Origin of the sequence: Wolbachia endosymbiont of Pentidionis agamae (genome assembly GCF_036711655.1) — a bacterium.
Taxonomy (GTDB): Bacteria; Pseudomonadota; Alphaproteobacteria; order Rickettsiales; family Anaplasmataceae; genus JAZHPY01.
This window is the reverse complement of sequence record NZ_JAZHPY010000043.1, coordinates 1-9621: the sequence shown is the minus strand read 5'-3', so window position 1 is coordinate 9621 and position 9621 is coordinate 1. Positions and strand designations below refer to the sequence as shown.

Here is a 9621-nt window from a genome sequence, read left to right as displayed (position 1 = left end):
TGATAATTATAACCACTACTACGCTTTTGAGCTAAGTAAATCATGTGATAGTATAAATCACACAATAATAAATTTGCTCATTATTAATATCATTATCCTTATGGACAACATTACATGTAATTTATTTTATTGCAAGCTATCAAAAATTCAAACTATCTACAACTTATTATTATTGTAATCTATTAATTTTATTATTATACATTTAGATATTTTACATTTTTACATTATGAATTTACTGGTAGTTGAATCTCATGCAAAAGCAAAAACTATAAGCAAATACTTAGGCAATCAATTTAGAGTTGTTTCATCCTTTGGACATGTACGGGATTTGCCTGCTAAAAAAGGTTCTGTAGATCCTGATAACAATTTTGCTATGAAGTACCAAGTCATTGAAAAGGCTGAAAAATATATACAAGAGCTCGTAAAAGCAGCAAATAAAGCGTCAGATATATATCTTGCAACTGATCCAGATAGAGAAGGAGAAGCAATTGCTTGGCACGTAGTTGAAGTTTTAAAAGAAAAAAAGGTTATAAAAAGCAAAAGCAATATATATAGAATAGTTTTTAACGAAATTACAAAAAATGCTATACAAGAAGCAATAAAAAATCCGCGTGAAGTAAGTATGAATCTCGTCAATGCACAGCAAGCAAGAAGAGCTTTAGATTATTTAGTAGGATTTACTTTATCTCCATTATTATGGAAAAAATTACCTGGCAGTAGGTCTGCAGGACGAGTACAATCTGTTGCACTGAGGGTTATATGTGAACGAGAATATGAAATTGATAAGTTTATATCACAGGAATATTGGAACATCAAAATTGAACTACAAAACAGTAAAAATGATATTTTTCTTGCATTACTTACTCACTACAATCAAAAAAAATTAGAGAAATTTGATATTAAAAACGAAGAGGAAGCAAAAAAATTAGTAGACTTAATTAAAACAAAACAGTACGTCGCTAAAAATGTAGAGAATAAACAAGTTAAAAGAAATCCTTTGCCTCCATTCATTACTTCTAGTTTGCAGCAAGATGCAGTAAATAAACTCAATTTCAACGTAAAAAACGTTATGCGTATTGCACAAAATTTATATGAGGGTATTGATATTGATGGAGAGGCTATAGGACTCATAACGTATATGCGCACAGATGGAGTTTATATTGAAAAAGAAGCTATAAATTCAATTAGACTATCAATTAAATCACTATATGGTGATAAATACTTAACGAAGATTCCTCGTCAATATAAAACCAAAGTAAAGAATGCTCAAGAAGCACATGAAGCAATTCGCCCTACAGATATTAATAGGACACCAAGCAGTATTGCAAACTATTTAACACAAGAACAGCTAAAGCTATATGAATTGATTTGGAAGAGAACAATAGCAAGCCAGATGGAGTCAGCTATTATTGACCAAATGATAATTGAAATCTATTCTTACGATGAACAAATTATCTTGCGAGCAAACGGTTCAGCTATATTATTCGATGGTTTCTATAAGGTATATTCTGATAATATCGAAGACAATCATGAGTTACTGCCTATCATAAAAGAAGGAGAATTATGTAAACTAATTTCAGTAATGCCAAAACAGCACTTTACTCAACCTCCAGGACGGTATGGTGAAGCAAGTCTAGTAAAGAAAATGGAAGAAGTCGGAATAGGTCGTCCATCAACTTATGCAACAATTATTTCAGTTATTCAGGATCGTGGCTATGCTGTCCTTGAAAACAAGAGATTTATTCCAAGTGCTCGTGGTAAAATAGTAACAGTTTTTTTAAAAACACTATTTAGTCGATATGTAGAATATAACTTCACAGCTGATATGGAAGAGGAACTTGATTTAATATCAAATGGTAATATTGATTGGAAAGACGTATTAAGCAAATTTTGGAAACCGTTTTTTAATAACATTAATTCTGTTAATGTTATGCAATACAGTGAAATTATGAACGTACTTCATAATTTAATTATAGATTCCTTTATCAATACACATGAACAAATTAAAGATAAAAAATGTCCTTCTTGCTCCGATGGAATATTAGCATTAAATATTGGTAAAAGCAGCGTATTTTTTGGCTGCTCCAATTACCCTAACTGTCGTTACATAAAAGAGATTACTGATAAAAGTAACTATGATCAAAGAAGCTTAGGTCTAGATGCTGCAACAGGAAAAGAAATTATTATTAAAAAAGGTCCTTATGGATTTTATTTACAGCTTAATGATGAATCTGAAAAGAAAAAATCCATTACTATTCCAAGTAATATTAATATTAATGAATTGGACTTAAATATTGCAACTGATCTAATCTCTTTACCAAAAAATATTGGTATGCATCCTAAAACACAAAAAGAAATAAAATTAGGTATTGGACGCTTTGGATATTATTTTTTATACGATAACAAATACTACTCTATAAAAAAAAGCCATAGAGAAATATTTAATATGAAATTAGATGAAGTAGTTAGTACTATTGAAAACAGCGCACGTAAAGAATCAAAGTCTCTTGGATTTGACAAGGAAGGAAAAGAAGTTTTTGTATGTCATGGAAGGTATGGGTTATATCTAAAATATGATAAAATGAATGTTGCTTTAAGTAAGAATATTAATACTAATGATATTGATTTAAAAAAAGCCTTGGAATTAATTGAAAATAAAAAACTTAAAAGTAATTCATAGAATGAAAATATTCTTTTTATTACATTTTTCAAAATTTTCTTATTTATAGAACGTAAAGTTAGGGTGTGGGAGGATTCCTCCCATCATTAAAATCGCATACTGCTTAATTCTGTATTTTTATATTAGTTTCAACATTTCCTTCTAACAATGTCTGTACTGCTCACCACTAAAAGGCTGTATGTTCGTTGCTTCTAATCTTGTTGGTAAAGAATCTACTAATGGTAATTCCTGTACTTCATTTTCTTCTCGTTTTAGTGCTTTTGGTACTTCATACATTTTTCTAAATTGTATGTTAATTTCTTTCAATTTTATTGAACTTTCTAATGGTAATTCCAGTTCTTTATACATTCCTTTAAATAGATCCTTTCTCCAAGATTTTCCACCATTAGGAATACTACATATATTTTGTGTATCAAGAAAGATATTCTCTTCTTCCTGTTTTACAAACACACACCCAATTAAGTAATCTATTTTTATTTTATCTATATATGTATCATGAATTTCATGTTGGTTTACTGCTCTTTCTATGCATTCTAGAATTTGAACAGGTACTTTCTTTTTTATATGTTTAATATATAATCCATTTTTCATATTCTGATCTCGCGTAGCACCCATGAAATAGTGTGCTCCAAATGTATGAGGAAGTATATCAGAATCATATTTTCTTTCTTTTTCTATGCCAGATACAAAACTACAAAAAAGATAAAATGATAATTTCAATTTATCATTTTCATCTATGTCATCGCCAAAATTAATTTCATCTTTTATGTGTTTGTAAAATCTTTTCAAATAATTTTCTTGTGTTATATCAAAATATCCTTTGATTGCTTTAAGCAACTCTTTCAATGCTGGGTGTCTAGGTTGTGTAAATGCTATAACGTTATTATTAAGACAAAAAAATGAAGCATGTACTGGTTAGAGGAGTAACAAGTACCCCATATGGAGCTCTCAATTGTTTAAATGGCTTTATTACCTCTTGATCAAAGTCAAGATATATAAACAGATGCATCATGTAAGATCTCTTTACTGTCAACCTTTTCAGAAGCAACTATTGCATCATGTCCATAATATAGCATAAGTGCACGCATAAAATCCATACGTAGCCCCATCATTAGAAAGTTTTAAGAAATATTACCTCTTTACTTTTGCTACCTAATTCTGAATTGAATAAAGCAATATCGGTTTTAAAATCATGTGGTACCAAAAAATGCTTTAATTTTGGATCATCAAAATCTATAGCTCTAATATTGAGAGCTAGATTTTCAAGATCTTCAATCGTTGCTTTTTGTTTTTTACTTAAATACTTCCAAAATAAAACACACATTGTAATGTATCTGGATCAGCTAATGCTGAGTCTAAAAGAACTTGGCGGTGCGGAAACTTGCGAGTGTTTGGCAATGGATGCTTTCTTCTCTACTTCTTCCCTTAGTTGCTCTGCATCACTCACAATCCACTGTCTAAATACTATATTTTATATATTGTCATACATATTACCTAATACATTTGTTTATATCATATCATGGAAAAAAATGTTATATGGTCATCCAATTAACCACAAACATTGAACATTTTTTTTCTTCTATGCTTTTATAGCATAGTTTGTACAAGACATTTATTCTAGGTACATTATATTAACCCCAAATATGAATTAATTAACGAAGTAAAGTTTATAAATAGAAGGCTTTTTAAACTGCATATAGTATGGAATCATGGTAGAAAAATATGACCAAAATTTATTTGAGATCTGTGCATAGTATGCTCAAGCTCAAGTTTATTTTTGAAGTAACCAAAGACTGTTTCAATCTTTTTCTTAAAAAATCTTTTCATTTAGTGAAATTAATGTGTTTTTCATAACTTTTTCACTTTAGTAACGAGTTAAAGCCTCTACTCAGAAATTTTGAAAACAGTTGATACATCTCCCAAACAAAAGTCCAGTCTATTTAAATCCAGCATAGGTACTTACTATTACCTTTGTCAGCGTAATCCAACTTTCGCCATTTTCATTGATCATCAATGATTGGTTTTTTGCCACTTTTTCATCAGCAATGCGACAAAAATCTTCTATGAAACATTAAAGTCTTGTAATATCTTTTTTTATGTGTGATTTCCTTTTTTACAATATCTCGGAGTTTACCAATATTTTCCTAAGCTGAACTTTCATCTATTTTTTAATCCATAGTTTGGGTGATAAGTATATTTTATCTTTTACTTTTTTCTTAATTTTAAGAAAGATCTCTTGTAAATAATACAAGAATTGATTACTATTATTTAGTAAAATGTAATAAATTAGGTACTATATGAATGATAAAGTGATAGTAATAAATGATAAAAACTTTCAGTCAGAAGTTATTGAGCATGATGGGTTTGTTTTAGTAGATTTTTGGGCAGAGTGGTGTGGACCATGTATACAACTTATGCCGCACGTAGAAGAATTTGCTAAAAGTAAAAAAGGTATAATAAAAGTTTGTAAATTTAATGTTGATGAACAAGAACTTATACCTAGTGAATTTGCCATTCAATCCATCCCTACTTTAATAATATTTAATAATGGCAAAGAAATTGCAAGAAAGCTTGGGGGGATTGGGAGTAGTGATTTAAGCGAGTGGGTTGAAGATGAAATTTCTTGATGTAGAAGTCTCTATTGTTAACTCTAAATAAGTCTAGATGCGGATTTAGTTACATTTGAATATTTTGGCATTTTATGTTTAAAAGGTTAGTTTGGTATTGTTTTTTTGTAGAGTTAATTAGAGGTTTTATTCTTACACTTAAGTATATGTTTAAGCGTAAGGTGACCATAAATTATCCAATGGGAAAAGGACCTTTGAGTACTAGATTTCGTGGTGAGCATGCGCTCCGTAGGTATGCAAACGGTGAAGAAAGATGTATAGCTTGCAAGCTCTGTGAGGTTATCTGTCCTGCACAAGCAATTGTAATAGAGGCAGAAGATAGGGGAGACTGGAGTAGGCGTACTACACGTTATGACATAGATATGATGAAGTGTATATATTGTGGACTTTGCCAAGAAGCATGTCCTGTAGATGCAATTGTAGAAGGTCCTAATTTTGAATTTGCTGCAGAAAAAAGAGAGGAATTGATATATAATAAAGAAAAATTACTATCTAATGGAGACCTTTGGGAAAATGCAATTCAATTAAGATTAAAGAAAAACAGACCATACTATTAATAAAAAACTCATTAATTTAATGGCTTTTTACTCAATTTACTTTTCTATGCATCCTTGATGCTGGAAGTTATGCACTTCTGTGGAAGAGAAGTAGCTACTAGGAGGCGGCGCTTTCGGTTGAGTGCGGCTATTTGCTTCATCGTAAGTAGGTGAATTTGGAACATATAATCATTGTGATAATTCGATTCAGAATGTGACAAGTGGCTTTGATTAAATCCATTATTATGTCGACTGTTGCCATTAAAACTACTAGCAGCTTCTTTAGCTTTTTCAATATATTCACTTTCTTTTTTATGCTTATTATACAATATAAGGCCGTCAACAAGGCAAAAAAGAACATTCACACCTAAAACAACAATTAGTTCAATAATTATAGGTGAAGCTGAATGAAAAGCACATGTAACTAAAGCAGCTGAAGATAAAGCACAACAAGTAAGTTGTATGCCACTTAAAAGTTTTAGTTTTTTATCGAGATAATTTATATCATCACTTTTTCTAGCATTTTTTTTGCTGTTTGCATAGATATAAGACATAACAATATGAAAGACAATAATTAATATGATGCCTAAATTATAACTAGCATTGTTAAAGCTGCATCATCATCACATCTACCTCCACAATAACAATGATGCGGAAAGAATATGAAACAATCTCCAAAATTTGAACCTCTGATAGGTATAATGTTTTGTGCAAAGCTATTATAGAGATACTTAAATTTTTCTTCACTCCAGAGATGACCTACATTTGACATACTCTGATCAACATGATCTAAAAACGCTGTATTTCTTGAGGATCACTCACTCTTGATTTTTTTATGTAGACTAGTGCATATTTTATTAAAATTTTAGTATCAGTCATATCTATATTATATAAATTAATTAATATAATATTATACAATTTTAAACAATCGAAAGTCAACTAAAATTTATATTAAATATAGCATTTTAAATAAAAGCTACTTAACAGTCCTGAGTATATACTTTGTTTTCCTGATAATGATTGATATGTGCCTCATAAAATTGGGAAGCAGGAGGTGCTGTTGGTTGAGTGCTATTTCCTCCTCCTCCTCTCATTGAGTCATCGTAACTAGGCAGCGGCCCATTTGGTGACATACGATCAAAGTTGTAACAATTCGATTCAGCATGTGATGAGTGGCTTTGATTTTCTTGATGATGATTAAATCCATTATTATATCCACTGTTACCATTAAAACTACTAGCAGCTTCTCTAGCTTTTTCAATATATCCACTTTCTTTCTCGTGCTTATTATAAAATGCAAGACCACCAAAAAAACATACAAGAGAGTTGATACCAAGAATAACAAGTCCCCAAACTGGCAAAACTGGATAAATAGCACAACCAACTAAAGCAGCTAAAGATAAAGCACAACAAGTAAATTCTGTGCCACTTAAAAGTTTTAGTTTTTTATCGAGATAATTTATATCATCACTTTTTCTAGCATTTTTTCTGCTGCTCATATAGAAAAAACATATAGAAGCATGAAAGATGATGGCTAACGTTACAACTAGAACCCCTAAAGCTAATAACTTCCTATCTTCCTGCTCTTTTTTCTGACTATTTTGAGCTTGATTGTGACTGTAATTAATGTTAGTGTTATTAGTAACATTATTAGATTTACTATATAGACTATTAATACAACACTGAAGTAATATTAAGTCCCAGAAATCTAAGCCTCTGTTTTCATTTATTATAATATTAACGTTTTCATGTACAGTGCGCTGTTGATTTGTATTATTATTAAAAGACGTATACGATTGATTTCTTTGCTGATTATTGCTACCTTTAAAGGCACCATAGATTCTATCAAAATTTTCTGCACTCCAGCTATGCAATACATCTGAATTATAAGCATCTATATGACTTAAAAAATTTCGTATTTTGTTAGGGTCACTTACCTTTGATTTTTTTATGTAGGCCAATGCATACCGTACTAAAACTTTGTTTCCCATTATACACCCCATCTAAATTAATATAATATTAATTCATATTATAGTTTTAACTGCTAAAAATCAAGAAGTTCTGCTAATTAAAGTAAAAATAATAATTGTATTTTATACTAAGTTATATTATTCTTTAATAGATGAGGTAATATTATGAATAAGATTATTGATATATTAAAAAGACCATTGAAGGCTTTAAATGTGCAAATGCAGAAAAAAGATCATGAAAATCAAGTTGATAAGAAAATATGGAAGTTATATGTAAATTCCTTATTAAGCGACTTAAACAGTGAAGAAAATAAAGAAGTAGTAAAAAACATTATTTATAATATTGTTAAAACGTGTAACCCAAAAAAGCTAAGTGAAATACAAAAGCTATTAAATAATAACAGGAGTACTGAGAAAATAAATAAAGAAAAACCGCAAAAAAAGTTAGAATCAATTTTATTAGGTATAGGGCCAAAAAAAGCATTTGAAGAATTATCGATAATGGAAGAACAGGCTGAAGATTTTCTCAAAAACGTGGAAGAAAATCAGGAGAGAAATGAGAATGAAGTAAAAAAGTTGCGGGAAAAAATTAAAGAACAAGCTGCAGAAGAACCAAGCTTAAAAAGCAGTGAGATAAAGAGAATAGAAAAAATTAGTCAAGAACAGCAAGAGCTTTCTAAAAAATTTGGGTTATCTGGTGCAGCATTATTTAAGGAAACCTTAAAATATATAAGGTCATTAAAAGAATTACCTAAAGTGACACTACTAAATAATACAGATGATAATAACAATATACAGGGTTACGTGCTACCAAAAGATCTAAAATCAGAGCAAGCATTAATTGACAATAAGTTTAATCATAAACGGGAATTGGAAAAAATAGATGAGATAAATATCACTAATTCAATTAACCATATTTATGAAAATAAAGAGTCAATTTTTAATTGTAAAAATCATCAACGTTCTAAGATAAGAGAGAAAGAAGAACACAAATTCAGAGCTTCATCGTGTCAAAAGATGGTAGATATATATCAAGATATGATTGAAAAGTATCAAGGAGAGATTGATTTAGCTCTTAATCCAGTGCAAAAAATACTTGAGAGTATTTCGCAAAGAAATCAAGTATTATCTGAGAAGTGTACAGAAGTATTAGAAATATTAGGTAGATTACAGAAAGAACATAATGAGTTATTTAACAGAAAACAAAAAGAAGAGATGTTGAAATTAATTCTCACTTTTTTCGTAGATATACAAAGTGAAGTATATTCTAGTCTACCTTCAACAGAGTTGCAGGATTTATTAAAAGACGATAATTTAGAACATAAATCCAGACATAGTATATATTTGAAGTTCTAAATAAAAAATGACAAAAAAGTTAAGTTTAAAAGCAATTGTTTTAAAGTGTAGTAAAATACATTTTTAGCTTAACTAAGCAACTATGACCTAATTTTAATCAATTTGATGAACCTTCCTGAAAGGTACCTGCCCCAACCGTAGACTTGCAAAGTCTTGCCACTTACCTTTCAAAAATTTTGCTTGTAGTTTATATGATCTACTGCAATTTTACCTAGATCCCCTTTTCCATGGCTTAGCAGCCCAATTCTTTCTCAAGCGTGTAATAAATGAAAGTTCTGTACCATTCATAAAAAGGGTTTTTGCATGTATCATATGCTATAGATCTATCATTCATAACACCAGTAATGATACCTCTTTTTCCCTTTAGCAATTTCATATCTCTCAAAACCATTCTATATTTTTTATATCCTCTAAAGTAAGCCCTGTTGCATCCACTATTACTTCAATTGGAA

General features: G+C 29.9%; 11 protein-coding genes and 1 pseudogene. 4 read left to right on the top strand and 8 right to left on the bottom strand.

Features of this window, described 5'->3' with window-relative positions; genetic code table 11:
• The first annotated feature begins 226 nt into the window (after positions 1-226).
• Positions 227-2680, top strand: a complete 2454-nt coding sequence (topA, locus tag V6U76_RS03270) for a type I DNA topoisomerase (protein WP_333023590.1) — start codon at positions 227-229, stop codon at positions 2678-2680.
• A gap of 141 nt (positions 2681-2821) precedes the next feature.
• On the opposite strand, the gene V6U76_RS03265 is transcribed toward topA, so the two are convergent.
• From V6U76_RS03265 to V6U76_RS05690, 4 genes and pseudogenes are all read right to left on the bottom strand, one after another.
• Complete coding sequence (locus tag V6U76_RS03265) at positions 2822-3469, bottom strand: hypothetical protein (protein WP_333023589.1); 648 nt, start codon at positions 3467-3469, stop codon at positions 2822-2824.
• Between the two features lie 197 nt (positions 3470-3666).
• Complete coding sequence (locus tag V6U76_RS03260; protein ID WP_333023588.1) at positions 3667-3792, bottom strand: hypothetical protein; 126 nt, start codon at positions 3790-3792, stop codon at positions 3667-3669.
• On the bottom strand, positions 3792-4004 hold the full coding sequence (locus V6U76_RS03255; protein WP_333023587.1) for a hypothetical protein: 213 nt from the start codon (positions 4002-4004) through the stop codon (positions 3792-3794). The genes V6U76_RS03260 and V6U76_RS03255 overlap by 1 nt, the downstream gene beginning before the upstream one ends.
• 324 nt (positions 4005-4328) lie before the next feature.
• A pseudogene (locus V6U76_RS05690) lies at positions 4329-4590 on the bottom strand (transposase); the annotation flags it as partial.
• A 387-nt stretch (positions 4591-4977) separates the two neighbouring features.
• On the opposite strand from V6U76_RS05690, the gene trxA reads away from it, so the two are divergent.
• Together trxA and nuoI are read left to right on the top strand one after the other, a co-directional pair.
• Complete coding sequence (gene trxA, locus V6U76_RS03250) at positions 4978-5307, top strand: thioredoxin (protein WP_333023585.1); 330 nt, start codon at positions 4978-4980, stop codon at positions 5305-5307.
• Positions 5308-5381: 74 nt separating this feature from the next.
• Positions 5382-5864 carry an NADH-quinone oxidoreductase subunit NuoI gene (gene nuoI, locus V6U76_RS03245; RefSeq protein WP_333023584.1) on the top strand — a complete coding sequence of 161 codons (483 nt, stop codon included), beginning with the start codon at positions 5382-5384 and terminating at the stop codon, positions 5862-5864.
• Between the two features lie 44 nt (positions 5865-5908).
• Here nuoI and V6U76_RS03240 read toward each other — a convergent pair whose 3' ends face one another.
• The 3 genes from V6U76_RS03240 to V6U76_RS03230 form a co-directional block, all read right to left on the bottom strand.
• Positions 5909-6397 carry a hypothetical protein gene (locus V6U76_RS03240; RefSeq protein WP_333023583.1) on the bottom strand — a complete coding sequence of 163 codons (489 nt, stop codon included), beginning with the start codon at positions 6395-6397 and terminating at the stop codon, positions 5909-5911.
• A gap of 32 nt (positions 6398-6429) precedes the next feature.
• A complete protein-coding gene (locus V6U76_RS03235; RefSeq protein ID WP_333023582.1) occupies positions 6430-6615 on the bottom strand; it encodes a hypothetical protein in 186 nt (61 codons plus the stop codon).
• Positions 6616-6823: 208 nt separating this feature from the next.
• On the bottom strand, positions 6824-7834 hold the full coding sequence (locus V6U76_RS03230) for a hypothetical protein (protein ID WP_333023581.1): 1011 nt from the start codon (positions 7832-7834) through the stop codon (positions 6824-6826).
• Positions 7835-7978: 144 nt separating this feature from the next.
• Here V6U76_RS03230 and V6U76_RS03225 point away from each other — a divergent pair, with 144 nt between their 5' ends.
• Positions 7979-9169, top strand: coding sequence for a hypothetical protein (locus tag V6U76_RS03225; RefSeq protein ID WP_333023580.1), 1191 nt, complete (start codon positions 7979-7981; stop codon positions 9167-9169).
• 232 nt (positions 9170-9401) lie between these two features.
• Here V6U76_RS03225 and V6U76_RS03220 read toward each other — a convergent pair whose 3' ends face one another.
• Positions 9402-9545 carry a hypothetical protein gene (locus V6U76_RS03220; protein WP_333023579.1) on the bottom strand — a complete coding sequence of 48 codons (144 nt, stop codon included), beginning with the start codon at positions 9543-9545 and terminating at the stop codon, positions 9402-9404.
• Positions 9546-9621 lie beyond the last annotated feature (76 nt).

What these genes read in the sequence shown, in the direction of transcription:
- topA (WP_333023590.1), top strand. Translation starts at nt 227, where the DNA reads ATGAATTTACTGGTAGTTGAATCTCATGCAAAAGCAAAAACTATAAGC.
- V6U76_RS03260 (WP_333023588.1), bottom strand. Translation starts at nt 3,792, where the DNA reads ATGATGGGGCTACGTATGGATTTTATGCGTGCACTTATGCTATATTAT.
- V6U76_RS03255 (WP_333023587.1), bottom strand. Translation starts at nt 4,004, where the DNA reads ATGTGTGTTTTATTTTGGAAGTATTTAAGTAAAAAACAAAAAGCAACG.
- trxA (WP_333023585.1), top strand. Translation starts at nt 4,978, where the DNA reads ATGAATGATAAAGTGATAGTAATAAATGATAAAAACTTTCAGTCAGAA.
- nuoI (WP_333023584.1), top strand. Translation starts at nt 5,382, where the DNA reads ATGTTTAAAAGGTTAGTTTGGTATTGTTTTTTTGTAGAGTTAATTAGA.
- V6U76_RS03240 (WP_333023583.1), bottom strand. Translation starts at nt 6,397, where the DNA reads ATGTCTTATATCTATGCAAACAGCAAAAAAAATGCTAGAAAAAGTGAT.
- V6U76_RS03235 (WP_333023582.1), bottom strand. Translation starts at nt 6,615, where the DNA reads ATGTCAAATGTAGGTCATCTCTGGAGTGAAGAAAAATTTAAGTATCTC.
- V6U76_RS03230 (WP_333023581.1), bottom strand. Translation starts at nt 7,834, where the DNA reads ATGGGAAACAAAGTTTTAGTACGGTATGCATTGGCCTACATAAAAAAA.
- V6U76_RS03225 (WP_333023580.1), top strand. Translation starts at nt 7,979, where the DNA reads ATGAATAAGATTATTGATATATTAAAAAGACCATTGAAGGCTTTAAAT.
- V6U76_RS03220 (WP_333023579.1), bottom strand. Translation starts at nt 9,545, where the DNA reads ATGAAATTGCTAAAGGGAAAAAGAGGTATCATTACTGGTGTTATGAAT.